This window comes from Novosphingobium sp. LASN5T, from assembly GCF_003856955.1.
Taxonomy (GTDB): Bacteria; Pseudomonadota; Alphaproteobacteria; order Sphingomonadales; family Sphingomonadaceae; genus Novosphingobium.
The window spans coordinates 191,344-212,757 of the sequence record NZ_RQSI01000003.1; the positions used below are offsets into that span (position 1 = coordinate 191,344).

The 21,414-nt window shown below is 63.8% G+C and carries 21 protein-coding genes; 12 read left to right on the top strand and 9 right to left on the bottom strand.

The genetic code is table 11. The features are described from left to right. The first annotated feature begins 8 nt into the window (after nucleotides 1–8). The 7 genes from EH199_RS04295 to EH199_RS04320 are packed head-to-tail and all read left to right on the top strand — an operon-like array spanning nucleotide 9 to nucleotide 6,731. A complete protein-coding gene (locus EH199_RS04295; protein WP_124808026.1) occupies nucleotides 9–281 on the top strand; it encodes a hypothetical protein in 273 nt (90 codons plus the stop codon). A 58-nt stretch (nucleotides 282–339) separates the two neighbouring features. Continuing rightward, nucleotides 340–468: a hypothetical protein gene (locus EH199_RS24930; protein WP_255420438.1), complete on the top strand. Its 129-nt coding sequence runs from the start codon at nucleotides 340–342 to the stop codon at nucleotides 466–468. A gap of 1 nt (nucleotide 469) precedes the next feature. After that, on the top strand, nucleotides 470–1,858 hold the full coding sequence (locus tag EH199_RS04300; protein WP_124808027.1) for an O-antigen ligase: 1,389 nt from the start codon (nucleotides 470–472) through the stop codon (nucleotides 1,856–1,858). Continuing rightward, nucleotides 1,855–2,940 (top strand): polysaccharide pyruvyl transferase family protein, encoded by a 1,086-nt coding sequence (locus EH199_RS04305; RefSeq protein ID WP_124808028.1) that lies wholly within the window; start codon nucleotides 1,855–1,857, stop codon nucleotides 2,938–2,940. The genes EH199_RS04300 and EH199_RS04305 overlap by 4 nt, the downstream gene beginning before the upstream one ends. A 35-nt stretch (nucleotides 2,941–2,975) precedes the next feature. Continuing rightward, complete coding sequence (locus tag EH199_RS04310) at nucleotides 2,976–4,295, top strand: hypothetical protein (protein ID WP_124808029.1); 1,320 nt, start codon at nucleotides 2,976–2,978, stop codon at nucleotides 4,293–4,295. A 24-nt stretch (nucleotides 4,296–4,319) separates the two neighbouring features. After that, on the top strand, nucleotides 4,320–5,747 hold the full coding sequence (locus tag EH199_RS04315) for an oligosaccharide flippase family protein (protein ID WP_124808030.1): 1,428 nt from the start codon (nucleotides 4,320–4,322) through the stop codon (nucleotides 5,745–5,747). A gap of 3 nt (nucleotides 5,748–5,750) precedes the next feature. Further along, a complete protein-coding gene (locus EH199_RS04320; RefSeq protein ID WP_124808031.1) occupies nucleotides 5,751–6,731 on the top strand; it encodes an alginate lyase family protein in 981 nt (326 codons plus the stop codon). A 4-nt stretch (nucleotides 6,732–6,735) separates the two neighbouring features. On the opposite strand, the gene EH199_RS04325 is transcribed toward EH199_RS04320, so the two are convergent. The 5 genes from EH199_RS04325 to gmd form a co-directional block, all read right to left on the bottom strand. Beyond that, nucleotides 6,736–7,857, bottom strand: coding sequence for a glycosyltransferase family 4 protein (locus EH199_RS04325; protein ID WP_124808032.1), 1,122 nt, complete (start codon nucleotides 7,855–7,857; stop codon nucleotides 6,736–6,738). Then, a complete protein-coding gene (locus tag EH199_RS04330) occupies nucleotides 7,854–8,387 on the bottom strand; it encodes a DapH/DapD/GlmU-related protein (protein WP_210417592.1) in 534 nt (177 codons plus the stop codon). Before EH199_RS04330 ends, EH199_RS04325 begins: the two co-directional genes overlap by 4 nt. A gap of 89 nt (nucleotides 8,388–8,476) precedes the next feature. Beyond that, nucleotides 8,477–9,274 (bottom strand): WecB/TagA/CpsF family glycosyltransferase, encoded by a 798-nt coding sequence (locus EH199_RS04335; RefSeq protein ID WP_124808033.1) that lies wholly within the window; start codon nucleotides 9,272–9,274, stop codon nucleotides 8,477–8,479. A gap of 10 nt (nucleotides 9,275–9,284) precedes the next feature. Continuing rightward, a complete protein-coding gene (locus tag EH199_RS04340; RefSeq protein ID WP_210417593.1) occupies nucleotides 9,285–10,247 on the bottom strand; it encodes a GDP-L-fucose synthase in 963 nt (320 codons plus the stop codon). 4 nt (nucleotides 10,248–10,251) lie between these two features. Beyond that, nucleotides 10,252–11,316, bottom strand: a complete 1,065-nt coding sequence (gmd, locus tag EH199_RS04345) for a GDP-mannose 4,6-dehydratase (RefSeq protein ID WP_124808035.1) — start codon at nucleotides 11,314–11,316, stop codon at nucleotides 10,252–10,254. A gap of 47 nt (nucleotides 11,317–11,363) precedes the next feature. Here gmd and EH199_RS04350 point away from each other — a divergent pair, with 47 nt between their 5' ends. After that, nucleotides 11,364–11,600 (top strand): hypothetical protein, encoded by a 237-nt coding sequence (locus EH199_RS04350; RefSeq protein WP_124808036.1) that lies wholly within the window; start codon nucleotides 11,364–11,366, stop codon nucleotides 11,598–11,600. Between the two features lie 59 nt (nucleotides 11,601–11,659). On the opposite strand, the gene EH199_RS04355 is transcribed toward EH199_RS04350, so the two are convergent. The 3 genes from EH199_RS04355 to EH199_RS04365 all read right to left on the bottom strand — a co-directional run bounded on the left by EH199_RS04355 (nucleotide 11,660) and on the right by EH199_RS04365 (nucleotide 14,643). Continuing rightward, the gene (locus EH199_RS04355; protein WP_124808037.1) at nucleotides 11,660–13,033 is read right to left on the bottom strand and encodes a hypothetical protein; all 1,374 of its coding nucleotides are present in this window, start codon (nucleotides 13,031–13,033) and stop codon (nucleotides 11,660–11,662) included. Further along, nucleotides 13,030–13,539 (bottom strand): hypothetical protein, encoded by a 510-nt coding sequence (locus EH199_RS04360; protein WP_124808038.1) that lies wholly within the window; start codon nucleotides 13,537–13,539, stop codon nucleotides 13,030–13,032. Before EH199_RS04360 ends, EH199_RS04355 begins: the two co-directional genes overlap by 4 nt. 99 nt (nucleotides 13,540–13,638) lie before the next feature. Continuing rightward, nucleotides 13,639–14,643 (bottom strand): cell wall hydrolase, encoded by a 1,005-nt coding sequence (locus tag EH199_RS04365; protein WP_190287114.1) that lies wholly within the window; start codon nucleotides 14,641–14,643, stop codon nucleotides 13,639–13,641. A 339-nt stretch (nucleotides 14,644–14,982) separates the two neighbouring features. Here EH199_RS04365 and EH199_RS04370 point away from each other — a divergent pair, with 339 nt between their 5' ends. The 3 genes from EH199_RS04370 (at nucleotide 14,983) to EH199_RS04380 (ending at nucleotide 18,984) form a co-directional block, all read left to right on the top strand. Beyond that, nucleotides 14,983–15,819 carry a class I SAM-dependent methyltransferase gene (locus EH199_RS04370; RefSeq protein ID WP_168196001.1) on the top strand — a complete coding sequence of 279 codons (837 nt, stop codon included), beginning with the start codon at nucleotides 14,983–14,985 and terminating at the stop codon, nucleotides 15,817–15,819. A 97-nt stretch (nucleotides 15,820–15,916) separates the two neighbouring features. Beyond that, nucleotides 15,917–17,647 (top strand): type I secretion system permease/ATPase, encoded by a 1,731-nt coding sequence (locus EH199_RS04375; protein ID WP_210417594.1) that lies wholly within the window; start codon nucleotides 15,917–15,919, stop codon nucleotides 17,645–17,647. Beyond that, on the top strand, nucleotides 17,644–18,984 hold the full coding sequence (locus EH199_RS04380) for an HlyD family type I secretion periplasmic adaptor subunit (protein WP_124808041.1): 1,341 nt from the start codon (nucleotides 17,644–17,646) through the stop codon (nucleotides 18,982–18,984). The genes EH199_RS04375 and EH199_RS04380 overlap by 4 nt, the downstream gene beginning before the upstream one ends. Here the strand turns inward: EH199_RS04380 and EH199_RS04385 are convergent. Further along, nucleotides 18,981–19,382, bottom strand: coding sequence for a hypothetical protein (locus EH199_RS04385; protein ID WP_124808042.1), 402 nt, complete (start codon nucleotides 19,380–19,382; stop codon nucleotides 18,981–18,983). The two genes, EH199_RS04380 and EH199_RS04385, sit on opposite strands and share 4 nt — an antisense overlap. 211 nt (nucleotides 19,383–19,593) lie before the next feature. On the opposite strand from EH199_RS04385, the gene EH199_RS04390 reads away from it, so the two are divergent. Continuing rightward, a complete protein-coding gene (locus tag EH199_RS04390; protein WP_124808043.1) occupies nucleotides 19,594–20,895 on the top strand; it encodes a UDP-glucose/GDP-mannose dehydrogenase family protein in 1,302 nt (433 codons plus the stop codon). Nucleotides 20,896–21,414 lie beyond the last annotated feature (519 nt).

Genomic DNA, 21,414 nt, shown 5'->3' on the forward strand with positions numbered 1-21,414 from the left:
AGGCTGGCTTGCATATCAACCTGCTACCATTGTTGCTGCACTGCAATCAACCGAGGGCTGAAAATGAAGTGTACCATCATGGTGCGGTGAAATTCGTTTATATATCCTTCGTTGTACGCGCCAATTCCTTCCGACAAACTTGGCCGCATGAAGTACCGCGCGCCGTCATTTGTCTGGCGCACGCCGCGGCCGGTCTGTCGAAATGCCGCAAAAAGATCATGCTGCGCAACCCGTCTTATGGGAATTCCCGCTGGCGAAGCAAAGGCATCCGTGGCAAATGACTCATTGTGCGGTGCAAATGAAACTGTCCGTGACTGGCACAGTGCAGGAAGAATACGCGTGGAAAGTGTTTCCGGTCAGGCCTGCTGGGTTATATTGGCATGGTCTTTTCCGCATAGCGTGCGCAATCATGCCGCCTTCGCCGGCACGATGACGATCGCGACTGAGCATCTGCGTCAGGAACAGTGAGATGAACGATCCCGCTTCCCTACAGACCGTGCAGGATCGACTCGTGGCCAAACGTCCGCGCAGGCCGGTTACCCGGCCCGGAACCGGCCGATCCGGAACCGGCAGCTTCGTCGATTCGATGATTGCGGCGCTGGTTGTACTGTATCTCGTCGCCGCTGCGGGGGCCACGGCCAACCTCCTCACGCCGGTCGATCCCACCGGCAAGATGCTGGAAGGCAGCGGCCTGCTGACGATAAGCTGGCTGGCGCTCTACGGCATTTCCGCCCCCTTCATCATCACCAGCCTGCGGCCATCCATCACTCTCCGGGAAGTCGTCCTGTTCGCGTTCGCCGGCCTGGCGATCGCCGGCGTGGCGTGGTCCAAGATGCCGAATGCCACGCTGATGTACGGGTTTTCGCTCATCGCGAACCTCGCCTTCGCCTGGGCATGCCATCGCCACCTTTCACTCGAACGGTTCGAGCGCATCCTGCTGTTCACGCTGAACGCGCTGATCGTCATCGGCCTGCTCATGGCCGTGGTCGGCCTGCCACACGCCTATTATTTCGATCCGATCGATCGCGCGAACCTGCTCGGCACCGTCCTGGTCCGCGGGTTGTTCAGCCACAAGATCTACGCCGGCTTCTATGCCGCGATCGCGTTCGCCATGAACATTCAGTTGCTGCGCAATCCCTGGCGCTGGCCGATGGCGGCGACGTGCGCGCTGGCGGTGCTGGTTTCCGGGTCGTCGCTGGGCCTCGTCACGCTGTTGCTGGTCTGCGTGTTGATGGTTCTGCTCCCGCGTCTGCAAGACCTTCAGCTTCGACTGCTGTTCCTGGTCATGATGCTGTTCGGCGCCGTCGTCGCGCTGCTGTCATGGCAGACCCTGTTCGCCGATGCGGTTGGCGCCCTGGGCCGCGACGTGACCCTGACCGGCCGCACCACGCTCTGGGCCTATGCCGTGCAGTTCTGGTCGGAAAAGCCGGTGCTGGGCTGGGCCTATGGCGGCATATTCGGTGACGATCCCAACGCGCCGGGCGCTATCGTCAACGTCGACAAGTACTACCAGGCACCGCACTTTCACGATGTCTACCTGCAAGTCGCGGCGGAAATGGGCTCGGTGGGTTTCCTGCTGTTCTCGACGATCCTGTTCATGACGATCGGCACCGCGCTGCGCAACACCTGGACGCTGCGGCGGCCGGTCGATACCGTATCGGCGATCTTCGCGCTGTCGCTTGCGGTCATCGGCACCGTGATGAACATTGGCGCGCGCTATAACGAACTTTCCACGATCCTGCTGGCCTACTTCTTCCTGGCCACGGGCAATGGCGCGGGCGTCTGGCGCGCGCTGCCCCGTCCTTCTTCCGGCCGCGTCCGCGCCGGAGCGCTGCAGAATCGGGCGAGCGACCGATGAGGGCAGACAGCCAGACGACAAAACCCCGTCCGACTTTCTTTCTCCTCCTGAAAACCCAATACGAAAATCTTGGCGACCTGATCATCAACCGCGAATGCATCGGTCTGCTGCGCACGCGCGGGACCGTCGCGGTCGGACTGGCCCACGCGCCTGCCGCGTTCATCGCCAACCTGCATCTCGCCCCGGGCGAAGAGCGCACCGCACGCGCCGGTTTCCATCTGGAACTGATCCGCTCCGCCCTGTCGGGCGATGGCGACACCTATTACGTGCTGCTGCCGGGCGGCTATTCCGGCGATCTGCGCGGAATGCAGGCTGTCAAGGAATGCATCTCCACGGCGTATTTCTGGCTGCTGCGGCTGTGTGGCGTGAAGATCATTCGCATGGGCGCGTCGATGGGGCCATATTCGCCGGGCCGTGCCCGGTTCGAAAAGCTGAAGTCGCGGGCGATGCGGCTGATCGGCCTGCGCGACCATATCTCGCTGGCCTATGCCGACAGCATCGGACTCGCGCATGTGCGGCGCTTCCCTGATTTTGCGTTCATGCTGCCCACGCGCCAGCACACGCCGGACAGGCAGGCTCCCTACATCGTTCTCAGTTTCCGCGCCGAAGGGGCGCAACACATCGATGAAATCGCCACGGCGGCGCGCCGGATGCTGGATGCGCTGGACCCGCAACGCCGCCATCGTATCGTCCTTTCGGCGCAGGTCGAACGCGACGAACCGGTTTGCGCCGCGCTGAAGCAGCGGCTGGAGGCGGATCGCCCCTGCGAAACCGTTGGCGCGGCCATCGGCGAAAGCGCGCTGTTCGACCTGTACCAGCAAGCCGCCTGGGTGCTCAGCAACCGGCTGCATGTCCTGCTGTTTTCCGCAAGCTGCGGCGCCCCGGTCTGGGCATTGGTTCACCCCGCGCGCAACCGCAAGATCATTGGCCTGTTCGAGGATTCGGGCATGGCGGAACGGCTGGTCGATCTGACACGGCAGGAACTGCCGGCAATGGCAACCCCTGCCGATCCGGGCGTCGACATCGCGATCTTCGCGCGCGCGCGGTCAGGCATCGTTCAGGCCATCGCCGCGCTGCCGTGACCCTCCCAGCCGCCTCTCCCCAGGATTCCCCAGTCATGCGCCTGCAGACGTTTCCCCGATACGAACTGTTCGATCCGCTGGTGCCGGTCCACCAGATTACCGATGGCAAACGGCCGACGATTCACCGCTTCTTCGACAGTTGCCCGATCAGCCCCAGCGGACGCTACATCGCCCTCAACGAGTTTCCCTATCAGGACAGGCCGCCAGCGCCCGGAGACCGTTCGTTCGTGGTGGTCGTTGATCTTGCCAGCGGCGAGGAAGTCTATCGCGACAGCACAGCGGCGTGGGACACGCAGGTCGGAGCGCAAGTGCAATGGGGCGCGACCGACGCGGCCCTGCTGTTCAACCGCATGGACGAGGCGACGTGGCTCCCGCATGGCGTGCAGGTCGATTTCACCAATGGTACGGAAAGACGGTTCGAAGCGCCGGTCTATCATGTTTCGCGCGATGGACGTTTCGCGATATCGCCCGATCTCGTCAAGATCGGCATCGCGCAGGCCGGCTACGGGGTACACGTCCCGCCCGGTCGCGTCGCCCCGAACAGTGGAGCGCCTGCCGACGACGGCATATTCATCACCGATCTGGAGCGCGGTGAAAGCCGGCTGCTGGTGAGCCTGGCGGACGTGTGCGCGGCAATCGCTCCCGCGAGCGATACTTTCGCGCCGGAAACCAACGCCGTCTATGGCTTTCACACCAAATGGAACGACCAGGGCACGCGGATCATGTTCATCGTCCGCCAGTTCCCGGCCGGTGCCCGCAAAGGCAAGAGCCGCAACTGGCTGGTGACGCTCGACGCGGACGGATCGAACATACGGGTCGCCGTGCCGCCCCATGTCTGGTCCGATGGCCACCATCCCAACTGGGAACCGAACGGCGACCGCATCATCATGAACCTGCCGCCGGCATCCAGCGCCGGCCTGTTCGGGCGGATGCGCATCCTGCTGGGCAAGATCGGTCGTCGCACGGGCCTGCCGATCGGCCGCGCCGGCGTGCCGCTGCATTTCCGGTCGGTCCGCTTCGATGGCGCGGACCTGCGCTCCGTTTCGCGTCATCAAGGTTCCGGCCATCCCACGATCCACCCCGGCGGCGGGCACCTGATGACCGATTGCTACGCCTATGAACCGATGGCCGCGAACGATGGCACCGTCCCGCTGCGGCTGATCGATCTGGCGACTGACGCCGTGCGCAACGCCGTGCGGATCGACACCGCCCCCGCCTACAAGGGACCGCGCAGCGAATACCGCATCGATCCGCATCCCGCGTGGGACGCGCAAGGGCACCTCCTGACGTTCAACGGCGCCGTGAACGGCGTGCGATCGGTCTTCGTCGCGGACTTCTCCGCCCTGTTGCAATAGACCGCCAGATCACGGGAAACCACCATGTCCCTTGCCAAGAACGTCGCGTGGATGCTGGCAGGCCGATGGGCCTACAACCTGATTACGCTGGCGTCGTTCACCACGATCGTCGCGCTCATCTCCCCCGCGGCCTTCGGCATCTATACCATCGCCTCCACTTTCCTGATCTTGTCGGACACGTTCTTTTCCGACGCGGTCGAAAACCTGATCGTCCGGCAAAATGGCGAAGAAGCGGATATAGCGCCGACAACGTTCTGGGTATCCGTCGGCATCTCGGGATTGATGGCCGCGCTGATCGCCGTGATCGCGTTCGGTTTCGGATGGTTCTACAGCAGCGTCGAAACGCAGTGGGCAATCCAGGCGATCGCGCTGATCATCGTGGTGCAAGGCGCGGCTTCCGTTCCCCGCGCACTGCTGATGCGACACGGGCGATCGCGCCAGTACGCGACCAACTCCGCGCTCTCCAACCTGATCGGCGCCGCGATCGGCGTGGCCTCCGCCTATCGTGGCGCGGGTTTCTGGAGTCTCATCATCCAGCAGGGCGCGCTGCACATCTCGATGTTTACGCTCTGCTCGATTCGTGCCGGCTTCGTCCCCAGCATGCGCCTTGACCGGACAATCGCGCATGATTTTGCCGGCCATGTCGCCACGATGCTGTGGTCCACGATTCTCAATGTCTTCGGCAACCGGCTGGACATTCTGGTGATCGGCGCCCTGTTCAGCAACAGCGTGACCGGGGTCTATGGCCTGGCCAAGCGGCTGGTGCAGATCCTGCAGGATCTCGTCGCCAGTTCGTTCGACAAGGTCATGCTGTCCATGATCGCGCGGCAGGGTCTCAAAGGGCATCAGGAGCGGATCTATCGCAGTTCGGTGCTGATGCAGGGCATTACCGCCATTCCCAGTTTCGCCGGATTCGCGGCCATATCGCCGCTGGCGATCAAGATGATCTTCGGGCCGGAGTGGGACGGCGCCGCCGCGTTGATCATCATGATGACGGTGGGCGGCATCTTCCGTTCGATGGTAACCATCGAGCGCGCCCAGCAGATGCTGGCCGGGCAGACCAGGCTCATCGCCAATGTCCGGCTTGTCGAACTGATCATCGGCGTGATTCTCGTCGTCCCGTTCGGGCGGCTTGGCCCGGCCTACATGGCGGTGGTTTTCTCGGTGCGCTATGTCATCGGCTATGTACTGGTCATCGCATCACGCATCGGGAGACGCGAAACGCCCGCGTTGCTGGCGCAGACCGCGCGGTGGCTGGCCGTTCCCGTTCTCGCCACGCTCGCCATGTCCGGCATCGTCTGGCTGGCGCAGCGCGAACTGCACGGCCTGGGGCATCCGATGCTGACGATCGCCGCTTCCGTCATGATCGGCGTCGTGGTCTTCGGAGCCATTCTTGCCGCAGCGCGCCGGTTCTGGTTACCCTATCTCATGCAAGCGCAGGAGGCGTCCTGAAACATGCCTGTTCCCGCCGTTCCGCTTCTGCTCCTTGCCGGCGCCGCCGGCGTTTCGCCCGGCTGCCCTCCGGTCGCGACGATTCCCCGCACGATGGAAATCGTCACCCGGTATGTCGCGGATGACAGCGACGCGACACGGTCACGCCTCGATCCAGGCAAAGTCCAGGCACAGGCCGGCGTGCGCGCGGCCATTGTTGGCCCCGTGCGCCGGATAAACGCGCTCGCGGACCGTTACCGGCAGGCGCCCGATCCGGCCGCGGCCCGCTGTCTTGCCGCGCACTTCGCGGCCCAGGCGCAAGCCGGTGCGATGACGGTATCTCCCGCAGATGCCGACATGTTCTTCCGCGAATGGATGATCGCCAGCCTCGCAATTTCGTACCTGAAGGCCAAGAGCGCGCTGGACGCCATGCCAGAGGGCGGAATGATCCGCTCCTGGCTGGTGCAGAGCGCCAGGGCGGTGCAGGCATTCAACCAGCAAAGGATCGATCGCGGCCTGATCGACAACCACCGTTACTGGGGCGGCCTTGCCGCGCTGGCGACCGGCCTTGCCGCCAATGACAGGGGGCTGGTCGCGTTCGGGCGTAACAGCCGCGCGCTGGGCCTCGCGCAAGTGACGCCGGAAGGGACTCTGGCGGCGGAACTGAAACGCGGTCCCAAATCGCTCCACTACCACCTGTTCGCGGCGGCACCGCTGGCCGCTTCGGCAGAGCTTGATCCGTCAGGCCTTTCCGCGGCCGAGCGAGGCGCGCTAACCCGCCTCGCCGATCGCATTCTGGACGATGCCGGCACCCCGTCCGGCGGCCGCATCGGCGCCTTGGCGGGACAGCCGCAGGAGGCGCCGGAAGCGCCCATCCTCTTCGCCTTGCTCAGGCCCTATGCAGGCCAGACCGGAGGACACCGGCAGAAGCTCGATGCCCTGCTCGCCGGCGCGCGCCCCACCTACCTGTTTCTCGGGGGCGACACCACGTTCCTGACGCGATAGGCGTTCATGCCTGCAAGGCCTTGAGCACGCCCTCCGCGAAGCGGTCGGCCATGGCCTCTATCGTATAGCGGGCAGACACGGCGCGCGCCTGCTCGCGCATCGCCGCCAGACGCTCGGGATCGAGCAGGATCTCCGCAACGGCATCGCCGTAAGCTACCGGATTTTCCCAGTCCTGCACGATCAGCCCGCTGATTCCATCGTTCAGATAGGCGATCTCGGGGCTGTGCCAGGGAAAGGCCGTGGTCACGATGGGTAGCCCTGCGGCGGCCGCGTCCAGAATCGCCAGCCCCACCAATCCCGGCATCAGGAACAACTGCCCCAGCAGCATCAGTTCGATCTTGTCCGGGCCGAACTTCGGTCCCAGCACATGGATCCAGGGATGGGGCGCCGCCTGCGTCTTGAGCGTTTCGAAAGCGGGACCGCCGCCAATCACCAGCATTTCGAAATCCGGAACCCGCGCGCGCGTCTGGCACGCGGATTCGATCAGGAAATCCAATCGCTTGTCTTCGTAAAGACCGCCCACGAACACGCCCACGTGCGTGCCCGTCAACCCCAGTTCCGCGCGCCGGTGGGCCAGCCGTTCGGGCGTGACCGCCGCGATCTGCTGGCGCACGGTTCCGGTATCCACGGCATTGTTGAACACGGTGATCCGGCTGGCGGGAAAGCCCAGCGATTCGATATGCTTGCGCGTCTCGTCGGTATAACCGAACCACCAGTTCACCCTGGTTGCCCAGAACCGCTTCCACCGCTCGGCGCGGCTGCTGCGATCGCGCGCCTGAAAGTTCCGGCCGTGGCCAAAATAGGCCACGCGCTTCAGACCAATCATCGAGGCGATGTTAAGAAAATAATTCAGGGCCAGCTTGTTTTCCTGCTGGACGATAACGAGGTCCGCTTTCAGCGCCTCGCGCAGGCCGTGCTGATACGCCAGCCCCCCAATCGTGGTGGTCGGCACCTTGATGCCCCAGGCAATGTCCACGGTATCGCGCTTTTGCCGGTTCTCCTCCGGCGGATCGCTATATACGACACGGTAATCGACATCGTGAAGCGCCAGCCGCTCCCTCAGCCGTTCGTGGAACGGATAGCGATAGTGGTGCGAAACAGGGAAAATATACCGGACCTGCCTCACGCCGCCCCCGCTCCCATCGCCGCTTCGTGTTCGATCACCTGTTCGGGCGTGAACCGCATGCCGATCCGTGACGCCGGATTGCCGGACATGATCGCGTAGGGCGGCACATCCTCGCTTACCACGGCCCCGGCAGCGATGATCGCTCCCCGGCCGATGGTGATGCCGCTCAGGACGATCGCTCCGAAGCCGATCCAGACGTCCGCGCCGATGGTCACGCTGTTGCGCGGATCATCCGCCAGACGCGGCGTGTCGCCGACCCACGCCGCGCGACTGATCAGCTTTCCCACATCGCGCATATCGTGATCGCGCCGTCCCACGATGCCGACATTGTTGGCGATCAGACAGCCGTTCCCGATCTCCCCGTTTACCTGGATTGAACAGAACTTGCCGATATAGACATCATCGCCGATCGCCAGCTTCCGCGAAGCGCTGACATAAGACAGCATGCCGATATGGAACCGCTGCCCCACCACGACGCTGCCCGATACGAACAGCCTGCGCTTCAGGGATTTCCAGGCTCTGCCGATCACGGCCGCCCCTCTTTGAGCGAGCAGTCAGGTTCACATGATTCCGATAGCGCCGGAGCAAAAACCGGCACAGGCACGGGGCAGCGCATGATTCAGCCGTTCCGTCCCTGGCGCAGTTGCATGAGCACGAACTTCGGTGCCAGGATCAGGTAACGGCGCCACAGGCGACGCGGTTCGCTCAACAGGCGATGCAACCATTCGAAACCGGTCTTGCGCATCCAGCGAGGCGCGCGTTTCACGTCTCCCGAATGGAAATCGAACGCCGCGCCCACGCCGATCAACGTGGCCCCGGGCAGACGGTCGACGTGATCGCGCATCCAGAATTCCTGCTTGGGCGTGCTGATGCCCACCCACACCACGCCGGCGCCCGATTGCTTGATCCGTTCCACGACAGCGGCATCTTCCTCCGCCGTCATCGCGCGGAAGGGCGGCGTCTCCAGACCGGCGACCTTGAATCCCGGATACTTGGCCACGAGATTCTGCGCCATGCGTTCGGCAACGCCCGGCTTTCCGCCGAAGAAATAATGGGAAACGCCCGCCTTTGCCGACGCTTCGCACAACGCATCGACCAGATCCGCGCCACAAACGCGGCCCACATCCCGATGGCCACGCCAACGGGCAAGCCAGACCAGCGGCATCCCGTCCGGGGTGATCATCCCCGCCTTGTAGTGCAGCGCCATGATATCCGGGTCCTCGACGGCACGGACCACGCCATGCACGTCGCGCACACAGATGAAATGCGACTTCCGATCGCGTACCCAGCCGAGAATCGTGTTCACGGCCAGATCCATGTTCACGAGGCTGACCGGCACTCCCAGCACCTTTGTGGCTGGCAGCCCCGAAGGACTCGCCATCGTCAGCGCATCGCCCTGATTCACACGCGCCTGCATGATCGCCTAGCTACGCAAGCGAGCCGGCGGGTTCGGCGTGGTCGAGATACCACCGATACGCCTCCTCGATGCCTTGTTTCAGAGGTATTTTCGGTTCCCAGCCTAGGGCGCGGATGCGTCCGGAGTCCATCAGCTTTCGCGGCGTGCCGTCGGGCTTGGTCGGGTCCGTGGCGATATCGCCAGCGAAGCCGACCACCGCGGCGACGGTCCGGGCCAGATCGAGGATCGTCACGTCCTCCCCGCTGCCGATGTTGACGTGCTCGTCACCGGAATAGTGCTTCATCAGGAAGACGCAGCCATCGGCCAGGTCGTCGACGTGCAGGAACTCGCGCCGGGGCGATCCCGTTCCCCATATCTCGACCGCGGCGGCCCCGTTCGCCCTGGCCTCGTGCGCCTTGCGGATCAGCGCCGGAAGGACATGGCTGGTCCTGAGGTCGAAGTTGTCGCCCGGTCCGTAAAGGTTGGTCGGCATGGCCGAGATGAAATCGCGCCCGTGCTGCCGGCGATAGGCCTGCGCCAGCTTGATCCCCGCGATCTTGGCGATCGCATACCATTCGTTGGTCGGCTCCAGCGGACCGGTCAGCAGCGCGCTTTCCACGATCGGCTGCGGCGCGAACTTCGGATAGATGCACGACGATCCCAGGAACAGCAGCTTGGCCACGTCGACGCGATGGGCCGCCTCGATGACATTCGCCTCGATCATTAGGTTGTCATAGAGAAAATCGGCCGGATAGCTGTCGTTGGCCAGAATGCCGCCCACTTTCGCCGCGGCCAGGAACACGGCGTCCGGTCGCTCCCGCTCGAACCAGCCGCGCACCGCCACCTGATCGCGCAGGTCCATCACGTCGCGCCCGGCCACCACCACGTTGCACCCTTCGGCCTGCAGGCGGCGGACGATGGCCGAGCCCACCATCCCGCGATGTCCGGCGACGAACACCTTCCGGCCTGCAAGATCGAAGGCGCCGTGTTCCATCGGGTCAGGCATCCTTGGCAATCGGCGCGTCGCGCATCACCTGCAGGTCGTCCCGCACCATCTCGGCGCACAGGTCGCGGACCGAAGTCTCGTGGACCCAGCCCAGCTTCTCGCGCGCCTTGGTCGGATCGCCGATCAGCAGTTCGACTTCGGTGGGGCGGAAATAGCGCGGGTCCACTTCCACCAGGCACTTGCCGGTTTCCACGCAATAGCCGCGTTCGTCCACGCCTTCGCCTTCCCAGCGCAGCGTGATGCCCGCATCCGCGAACGCCCATTCGACAAAGGTGCGGACCGGCGTCGTCTCGCCCGTGGCGAGCACGTAGTCGTCGGGCTGTTCCTGCTGCAGCATCAGCCACATGCCGCGCACGTATTCGCGCGCGTGGCCCCAATCGCGGCGGGCATCGAGATTGCCCAGCCACAGCTTCTCCTGGCGCCCCAGCCGGATCGCCGCCGCCGCCCGCGTGATCTTGCGCGTCACGAAGGTCTCGCCGCGCAGCGGGCTCTCGTGGTTGAACAGGATGCCGTTCGAGGCGTGCATGCCATAGGCCTCGCGGTAATTGACCACGATCCAGTAGGCATAGAGCTTGGCCGCGGCATAGGGCGAGCGGGGATAGAACGGCGTCGTCTCCCGCTGCGGCACTTCCTGCACCAGGCCGTACAGCTCCGATGTCGATGCCTGATAGAAACGGGTGGTCTTTTCCATGCCCAGGATGCGAATCGCCTCCAGCAGGCGCAGCGTGCCGATACCATCGGCATTGGCCGTGTACTCGGGCGTTTCGAAACTCACCATGACATGGCTTTGCGCGGCCAGGTTGTAGATTTCGGTCGGCTGCGTTTCCTGGATGATCCGGATCAGGTTGGTGGAATCGGTCAGGTCGCCGTAGTGCAGGTGAAAACGCGAACCTTCCGCATGCGGGTCCTGGTAGATGCCCTCAATACGCCCCGTGTTGAACGAAGAAGAGCGGCGCTTGACGCCATGAACCACATACCCCTTGGAAAGCAGAAGCTCAGCGAGATAGGCCCCGTCCTGCCCCGTCACACCGGTTATTAATGCAACCTTTTCAGCCATTTTCACCGCTTACCAGACTAGCCAAAGAACAGCCAAAGCCTTCGCAGATGCACAATCCATTTGCAACCAGTTTCTCCTTCTGTCGCACGCTGGGACAATCCACCACGATTTCACACCATGTCACCGTAAAGAATTGGTATTTCGCTCAGTTCCGCGTCATTCTGAAAGAAGCACCGCGACCGGTTGCACGCTATGGAACGATAGCGACCGCCTGGAACGGAAGGGCTGAAGCGCGCACCATCGCGCGCTTTTTCCCGCGCAGCAATCAACGCTTCTCGCTTTAGCGAACAGGCGATGGAAAAGGTGGCCAGGGACGTACCCCCCCCCCGGCCACCCGGACCAGCTAAGCCGCGTAGGGCCTCGGCATCACGCCGGGCACCAGACTCATCTGATCGACGTAACACGCCTTGGTCCCGTCCGGCGTTGTGCCGCTGTCGATGAACAGGCGCAGGCTCAGGCCGGTGATGTCGTCGGGCAGCACGAACGGTTTCAGCACGATCCAGCCAAAGCCGTTGGTCTGCACGATGTTGGCGTCGGCGATCACCGCGTTCACGGTGCCCCCCAGCGATGCCGCCGTGGCCCGCAGGCACAGGCGGGCCAAGTTGGTGCTGGAGCCGCCCGTGTCGCGCCACACCCGCGCGCAAGCGGTCACCGGCTTGCCCAGCAGGTACTGGCGGAACTTCGTGGCATCCACCACCTGGTCGATCCACGTCTGCGCCGCGCCGCTGGCCACGCCTTTCAGCGAGAACGGCTTGCGCGGATTGGCGTAGGTCGTCGTGTCCTTGCTGAAGGCGATCGTCCCGCTCGACGTGAAGCTGTCCGGCGCGGCCGCCGTGTTGGTCCACGTCTGGAAATCGCCATTGACGATCATCTGCTGGTCCGCCGGCAGCAGCAGCGAGGGCGAGCGCGCGATGCCGGCACCCGGCGAACTGGCGTCCCACCACGCATTCAGCATCGCCACGTAGAGCGCGCAGCCGGTATCGGTGCTCTCGTGGATGCCATCGCCGTTGTAGAGGCCATTCGGCTTCCCGGCGGCGAGGTAGGCCTGATAGACCGTATCGTCCACCGCGATGCCCCACGCGGCCGCATTGCGGAGCAGCGCCGGACGCCAGCTCGTCTCCCCATTGGTATTGGCCTGGAGCGGATGCTGCGTGGTCCACAGGATCGGCGTCATGGGATGGACGGTGCGGAACTGCTCGATCGCGGCCAGCATCTCGCCTTCGATATTGGTGAAGCTGGCCAGGTTGATGCCATGCCCGATGAACAGGGCGTCCGCCGGCACCGCCGCGATCGCGCGCAGGAAATAGGCGTGCAGGAAATAGCGCGGGATCGAGCCGGAAACGCTGGCCTGATAGATGTCGAGCCACAGCCCGTTGCCGGGATCGCGCAGGGTTTCGGCCAGCACGTATTTCTGGGTACTCAGGCTGTCATAGACATAGATGCGCACGCCATGCGTCGCCGGCAGGCGGCCGGACGCGATCAGGCTGTCCGCCCATTGCGCGGGATAGCGGCGCGGCGTACCGTCGGCGGGCACGCTGTTGCGCGTGGTGCTGTCGCCCCACACCAGGATCGTTGCGTTCTGCCCGGCCGCCAGCTTGCGCTTGACCGATGCCAGCCAGTTTGCAGCGAAACCGATGCCGGCGGCGGCGGCCCAGTCCCGTTTCGGCTTCGCGGCGGTCGCCACGCCCAGCGCCTTCAGCGCGAGCGCGGCGCTCATTGCGACACCCGATAGGTAACGGTGCCGGAAGCCAGGGCGATGTCGAGATACAACGTGGCTGCCGCTTCGGTTTCCACCCAGACCAGTTCATTGAGATTGCCGGACCAGATCAGCGGCGCACTGGCCAAAGTCGCTGGCAGCTTGGTCGTTCCCCCATCGACGGAGCGCAGCAGGCTGACCGTGCCGCTCCAGGCGCCCGACAGCGTAAGGACAATTTCCCGTCCCGGCTGGGGCGTGAATGCCGGGGTCGTCACCGATGCGTTCGCGGTTCCGGTCAAGGGAGCCGATGACGCCGCGTTATAGCGCGGACCGCCATCCACAGCCAGCACCACCTCCGCGTGCGTTCCATCGCCCATGTCGCGGAAGCGCTTGGCCGTGCCGGCCAGAATGCTCGTAATCACATCCACCATGTCAGTCCTCCATTGCGGGAAAACGCGCGAGGCGATGGCCCTTCTTCGTCCGCCCTGCGCGGCGTCGGTAAGCGCCACGCCGGTCGGAACGGCCACAACCCCATGTTCTCCTTATGTTCCAATGCATGTCGCAAAGGTTGTAGGACAGGAAAATTTTCCGGAACCTTGGCCAGTCCACCGCTGGCCGGGCGAAAATCAGGGATTGGGTACGATCATCCGCTTGCCGGCCGCCGCACCGCCGGTCTTGTCGCCCCCTGCGGCAGAGGCGGGCGCCCCGGCTGCCGCAGCGGAAGCGGAGGCGGAATCGGGTGTGGTCGCCTCCATCGAGAGCAACCAGCGCGCCGTGGGGCGAGTCGGCGTCGCGGGGGCCGAGTTGATGGATTCGCTGTTCGCCAGCAACGGCCGCCGCGCGGCGCTCACGACGCCGCCCTCATCCACCTGCGTCAGCGTTTCATCCAACGCCAGCGCCTGATCCTGTCCGGTAAAGACCGGCTCATTGCCGGCATAGGCCAGATTGAACGCGCCAGGCGAACCGAACGTGCCGGGCAACCGATAGAAGATATGCCGCCCGACGACGGATACTTTAAGCAACTTGGTGATCCACACCGGCACGACGTAATCCGCATGATAGTTCGTCGACCAGCCGACCGGAGTATAGACCGAGCCGGCCAGCGCCGCTGCGGCGATCTTGCGCGCGCGATCCCACAGCGCAGTGACCGGCTTGCGCACGAGCGAGCCGTCACACGTGAAGGAAAACTGGCACCCCGTCCGCCGCTCGTGCCCTTCATAGACGACACCGCAGACGGTCTTGGGATACAGCGGGTGCCGCACCCGGTTCAGAATGACCTGGGCCACCGCGCGCTGCCCATCCACAGGCTCCAGCGCCGCTTCATAATAGATCGCGGTCGTCAGGCATTCCACCGCTCGTTCCCAGTCGCTTGCCTGGCCGCTCACCAGCGAAAAGGTTCTGGCTGCGGGACTTTTCTCGGTCGTCAGCGGAATCGCCGCATTGCGGGCCACGGCATCCGTCGGCGAAATCTTTTCCAGCTTGTCCGGATCGACGGAAAGATCTTCCACACGGAAAGGGAGCGGCGCGTTTGGCAGCGCGACGCGTACCACGCTCGAACGCGCGTCACCTTTCCACCAGCCCGCCGGCGCCACGCGCCACAGCGTCAGTCCGCCCGCGACAACCAGCGCCAACACCGTCAGCCAGACAACTGCGCGCGGAACTGGGCGCGCCAGCGGACGGATCGGCCGGGGCGGGGGCACAACGCTTGCCGCAGGGTTGATGATCGCCTGATCGTTCACAGCGGCGGATTACCAGAACGGACCGGACCGCGCGATGCAATTTATCACGGTGTACCGCAATGCACCATCTTTCTGCCGCAACGCCGCCTCTTTCCGGACTGCGGTATTGTCGTCGCGCACGCCCCGTGCCACGGTACGGATGCTTACGTCTTGGCGATGCTGCGATTGTTCTCCGCCCACAACATATCGCTCGAACGTGACGCGGTGCAAAAAGGACGATATGCAGTAGCCATGGTCCACACGCCACCACCTGCCTCCGACGGAAACGGCTTTCGCCTTTTTTTCGACAGCGAACTGACCCGTCCCACGCCCTATGATGGAGACGGGGACTACATCGGCATGGCCCGTCCGCGGCTGGATCGCACGTTTCGGCTGATCGAGCGGTACATGCCGGGCGCACATGTCGCTGATATCGGCGCGTCTCCCTTCTACCTGCTGGATCGCGCGCTGGCCGCGGGGGCAAGGCAGGCTTCAGGCGTCTATTTCGCGCACGATGCCCACCCGCTGAAAGGGTGCGACCGCATCTATTCCCGCCACGGATCGATCGCCCTGCACCACAGCAACATCGAGGACGAGGATCTGCCCTTCGCCGACGATGATGTCGATGTGCTTACCGCATGCGAAATCCTGGAACATTGCGAATACTTCCCGCTGCGCTTCGCCAATGAGGTCCGGCGGGTGCTGAAACCGGGTGGATTGCTGTGCATCACCGTGCCCAACGTTGCATCGGTGGCGAACATCGGCAAACTGCTGCTCGGGCAGAACATCTACATGAAATACCGCGCCGATCCGACGGGTCGGCACAAGCACGAATACACCATGCGGCAATTGCGTGCCTTCGTCGATTTCCTGGGCATGGACATGGCCGGCGCGGGCGTACTGCCCTTCGTGACCTCGCATCGCGCACTGCCCCGGCTCGCCTATCGCGCGGTGGCGGCCACGCCGGTGCTGCGGCGCTATTCGCCGAAAATCTACGTCCTTGCGCGCCAGCCGCTCGACAAGGACCGAACACACCTGACAACACCGCCCCGCGCCCTCTTCGACGCGGTGGAATCAATCGAAGCATGACCCTTGCAATACAAATTCCACCCCACCTGTTTTCTGATAGCGCCTGCTTTCTGTTAGCTTGAAACCTTGCCCCTCCCTCAGATCGAGGACCGATTTGGTGAGCGCGTTCAATTCCGGGGAACTCAGCGACGCCATGCGCTCACTGCGCGGCTCGCTTGTCGTGGTCGCGCTGCTGAGCGGCGCTTTGAACGTGCTGCTGCTGGGCGGCTCGATCTACATGATGCTGATCTACGATTCGGTCCTGCCAAGCCGCAGCATACCCACGCTGGTCGGATTGCTGTTCATGGTGCTGGCGGTCTATGCGTTCCAGGGTCTGTTCGATGCCTTCCGGTCCCGCCTGCTGAACGACATCGCGATTTCCTTTGATCAGCGGATGACCGCGCGGGTTCAGGACGCCGCCTTCACTGCGCGCCTGCGCGGCCTGGGGGCAAGCGGCCTGCCATCGGGCGCGGTCCGCGATCTCGATACGATCCGCTCGTTCCTTTCCGGCAGCGGTCCCAGCGCTTTCATCGACGCGCCCTGGATCGTGTTCTTCCTGCTGGTGCTGGCCATTCTTCACATCTGGCTTGCCGTCACGGCCTTGATCGGCGCGTGCATCATGGGAGGACTTACCTACCTGACCTATCGCGCCAGCGCGGAACCCACTCAGCGCAGCGCGCAGACCATCGTCGCCCGTCAGGCCGCGAGCGAGGAGCGCTTCCGCCATGCGGAAACGATTCACGCGCTCGGCATGGAGCAGCGGCTGCGCCAACGCTGGGAGGCGGCCAACCGCGTGTTTCTCGCCGCGCAGGACCGGGTAACGAGGGCCACGAACCTTTATGGCGGCATCAGCCGGATTTTCCGCATCACGCTCCAGTCGCTCATCCTTACCGTCGGCGCGCTGCTGGTGATCGACGACAAGGCAAGCGGCGGCGTGATCTTCGCCAGTTCGATCCTCTCGGCCCGCGCGCTGGCGCCAGTCGACCAGGTCATCGCGCAATGGCGCGGTTTTGCCGCCGCCCGCGACAGCTGGAACAGGCTTTCCAGCCTGCTGGCGTCGCTCCCACCCACGCCGGTGGCAGAAACCGTGCTGCCCCGCCCCGCCGCCACGCTTTCGGTCGAAAACTGCGTCGTCGCGCCCCCGGGAACCCAGCAAATCACCGCGCAGGGCGCTTCGTTCACGCTGGAAGCGGGCGATGTGCTGGGCATCGTTGGCCCCAGCGGATCGGGCAAAAGCTCGATGGCCAAGGCACTGGTCGATGCCTGGCGACCGGTGCGCGGCGCGATCCGGCTCGATGGCGCCACCTTCGACCAGTATGACCCGCAGAGACTGGGCGAATACATAGGCTATCTGCCGCAGACAGTGGAATTGCTCAACGGGACCGTCGGCGAGAACATCGCCCGCTTCGATCCCGATCACGATTCGAACGCGATCGTGGAGGCGGCGATGATAGCGGGCGTACACGATCTCATCGTGTCGCTGCCCAAGGGATATGCAACGCCGGTCGGCGCGGACGGAGAGCAGCTTTCCGGCGGCCAGCGCCAGCGCATCGCGCTCGCCCGCGCACTTTATCGGAATCCCTTTCTCGTCGTGCTCGACGAACCGAACTCCAACCTCGATGCCGAAGGCGAAGCGGCTCTCGACGCCGCCATCCGCGCAATCCAGGACCGTCGCGGAATCGTGGTCGTGGTTGCCCATCGCGGCATGGCGATCAACCGCGTCAACAAGGTGCTCTACATGGTGGGCGGGCACGCCAGGATGTTTGGCCCGCGTGACGCCGTGCTGGCAAAAATCGCCCCGCTCATTCCCGCTCCGCCGGGCGGGATCGCAGGGGAGCCGGTGGCATGAACGAGCAATTGGCGCTTTCCGTGGATGTGCCCCCTCCCTCGCCTTCCGACCCGCTGGGCGTGGAAGAACGCCTTGTCCGCACGCGGCGCCTGGCCTTCATGGGGTTGGGCGCATTCCTGCTGGTGCTGGTGCTGGCGGCGAGTGTCATTCAGGTCGGCGGTGCCGTGGTCGGACAGGGCCAGTTGGGTGTCGAAAGCCGCGTCAAGCAGATCGCCCATCCCGCAGGAGGGGTCATCAAGGCCATCTTCGTTCACGATGGGCAAAAGGTGGCGAAGGGCCAGTTGCTGATCCAGCTGGAAGACAATGTGACCGGCCTCAACGCCAGCCTTTCCGTTCAGACGGTGGATCAGTTGCTGGCGCAGCGGGCACGGCTGATGGCGGAGCGCGAAAATGCGCCCGCGATCGCCTTCCCGCCGGAGCTGACTCGCAACGCAAGTTCATCCGCCGCGGCAGCCATGGCATCGGAGCAACGCCTGTTCAACCTTCGGCGCAGCGAACGCGCCAGCCTGCGCGGCCAGCTTGCCCAGCGTGTCGTGCAGCTTGAACAACAGATCGACAGCTACCGCGCCCAGATCGGCGCGCTGCAGCAGCAGAAAGTCCTGATCGAACCCGAGCGGGAGGGCGTCCGGGATCTTTGGAAGAAGGGACTGGTCACCATCAACCGGCTCAACCAGTTGGAACGGGCCGCCGTGGACATGGACGGATCGATCGCCTCGCTGCAAGCCAATATCGCCCAGACGCGCGCGCGCATCACCGAAACCCGCCAGCAGATCATCTCGATCGACCAGAACGCGCGATCCGAAGCCGGCACCGAACTGGCCCAGGTAATGACCACGCTCAACGAGCAGCAGGTCAAGAGCGCTTCCGCTTCGGACCAGTTCAGCCGGACGGAAATCCGGGCGCCCTATTCAGGCACGGTCGACAAGCTGGCTTTCGCCACCGTGGGTGGCGTGATCCAGCCGGCGCAGAAAATCATGGAAATCGTGCCCGAGAACGAGCGTCTGCTGGTGGAAGCGGCGATGAACCCCGCCGACATCAACCGCCTTCGCTATGGGCAGAAGGCACGGGTCCGGCTTTCCGCGTTCAGCGCGCCGACGACGCCGGAAATCCCCGGCACCGTGGTTTTCGTTTCGCCGGAACGGACTTCCGATCCCAACACCGGCGCCAGCTTCTATCGCGTACACGTCCTGATGGATCAGGCGGTGATCGCGCACGAGCGGCTGGATCTGAAGCCGGGGATGCCAGCCGAGGTGTTCGTCAGCGCCGGCGAACGCTCGCTGCTGTCCTATGTCCTCAAGCCTCTGCGCGATCAGTTCGCTCGCGCTTTCAGGGACTAGGCCGTGAATGAAGGCGCAGCAGCCCGCGCGGCGCGGTGGGCTACTTGCGCGGAAAGCATCTGTCCTTCGCGCAGTCTCCGGGCGCGCCGGTTCCACGACCATCGGCGCAAATGGCTGGTCGCGACCAGCACCGATGGCCACAGCATCGTCAGCAGCACGTCCCGCAGGGTATCGCCACCCCGCCACGATCCGTAGAACAGCCGATCGCAGACTTCGTTGAACGCCTCGAAGAAGAACACGCACAGCAAGGCGGGAACCGATCCCCGACGCGTTCCCCAGACAAGCTGGAACAGCACGTAGATCGCAAGCCCGGCGTGAACATGCATCAGGGCATGGCTCTGCCCCATGGCGGCCACAAGCGCCTCTTTCAGCTCATGGTACTGTGAAAAGAAGTCCATATCGCCAGCCTAGCGCGAAATACCTTCGGTTTGGTTAGCGCCGGAACCGCCGCCGTTCCGGGTTATGCGGTATGCTGTTGATCGGCTTCGGGACATAAGTCATCGTTGCAATGCAGCATCAGGGGCGGTAGATGGCCAACCTGCAGATTTCGGCAAGTACAGTCCGAATGAAACATCTTAACGGCCTTGTAACGCGGGGACATTTTCAAACATGCGCATAACGATGATCGGCTCTGGCTATGTGGGTCTGGTTTCCGGCGCCTGTTTCGCCGACTTCGGCCACGACGTCGTTTGCGTCGACAAGGACATCGCCAAGATCGAGGCGCTGCGCAACGGCGAGATTCCGATCTTCGAGCCCGGCCTTGACCAGCTTGTCGCCAGCAATGTCCGCGCCGGGCGGCTGTCCTTCACCACCGACCTTGTCGATGCGACGCGCGATTCCGACGCCGTGTTCATCGCCGTCGGCACCCCGTCGCGCCGTGGCGATGGCCATGCGGACTTGTCCTACGTCTATGCCGCCGCAGAGGAAGTGGCCCACGCCCTGAACGGCTTTACCGTTGTGGTCGACAAGTCGACCGTGCCGGTGGGCACCGGAGACGAGGTCGAACGGATCATCCGTGAAGCCAATCCCAATGCGGACTTCGCCGTGGTCTCCAATCCGGAATTCCTGCGCGAAGGTGCGGCGATCAGCGATTTCAAGCGCCCGGACCGCGTGGTGATCGGCGGCGATGATGCGCGCGCCCTGGAAGTGATGCGGGAAATCTACCGGCCGCTGGCCATCGGCCGATCGCCGGTGATCGAGATGAGCCGGCGCGGCGCAGAGCTGACCAAATACGCGGGCAATGCATTTCTCGCCACCAAGATCACCTTCATCAACGAAATCGCCGATTTGTGCGAAAAGGTTGGCGCGGACGTGCAGGATGTGGCGCGCGGAATTGGGCTGGATAACCGTATCGGTTCCAAGTTCCTGCACGCCGGGCCTGGATACGGCGGCAGTTGCTTCCCCAAGGACACCCTGGCCCTTCTCAAGACCGCGCAGGATTTCGAAGCACCGCAACGCATCGTTGAAGCGGTGGTGGCGGTCAACGACAATCGCAAGCGCGCAATGGGCCGCAAGGTGGTCCACGCGCTTGGCGGCGATGCCCGCGGCAAGACGGTTGCGATCCTGGGCCTGACATTCAAGCCCAATACCGATGACATGCGCGATTCCCCGGCCATCGCCATCATCCAGAGCCTGCAGGATGCGGGCGCGCATGTTTGCGCTCATGATCCCGAAGGCACCGAGCAAGCGAAGAAAGTGCTGAACAACATCAGCTATTTCGACGGACCTTACGACACGATGGAAAATGCCGATGCGCTGGTGATCGTGACCGAATGGGACGCTTTCCGAGCGCTCGACCTGGCACGCGCCAGGGAGTTGCTGAAGGCTCCTGTCCTCGTCGATCTGCGGAACATCTACGCCCGCGAGGCGGCGGAAGCGGCCGGCTTCACCTACTACGGAATCGGCCGCTGACCCCGGCGCGAGGGGAACCGCCCCTCGCGCGGGCCTTGCTCGATTCTCTTGTCGCAAATGCGAGATGACCGGCGTGGTGGTCGTTTTCCGCCTTTGCGTTGCCGTTGCCACCACTTCGGATTTTTGCCGAATGTTGCAAGCGAGACCGATTTTGCGATGCAAAATCGCGATTCCGCACAACAGCAAAAAACCCTTGGCATTTTACAAACAGGGTGCGGTATTGGGTTGTAACGGTACTATTTTGAGACAAATGTAAAACCGTCGGAGTATGACGCAGCGCATTATTGCTATAGTCTCAGCATGGCATGAAGCGCACGTCGCAGTTAAGATTGTAACCGCTGCCGGGGGTAAAAATGGAGGAAGTGCAAGCCTGGCACGTGATGCCGTCTGCCTGTTGATTTCCGCTGAGAGTTGACCCGGGAGGGGCATAAATTTCCACTGAGAATTGACCCATGTTTTGATCGTTCCCCTGGCTGATTTGTCGGGGGATCCAGGAGTGATCGACATGGCGTTATTGAG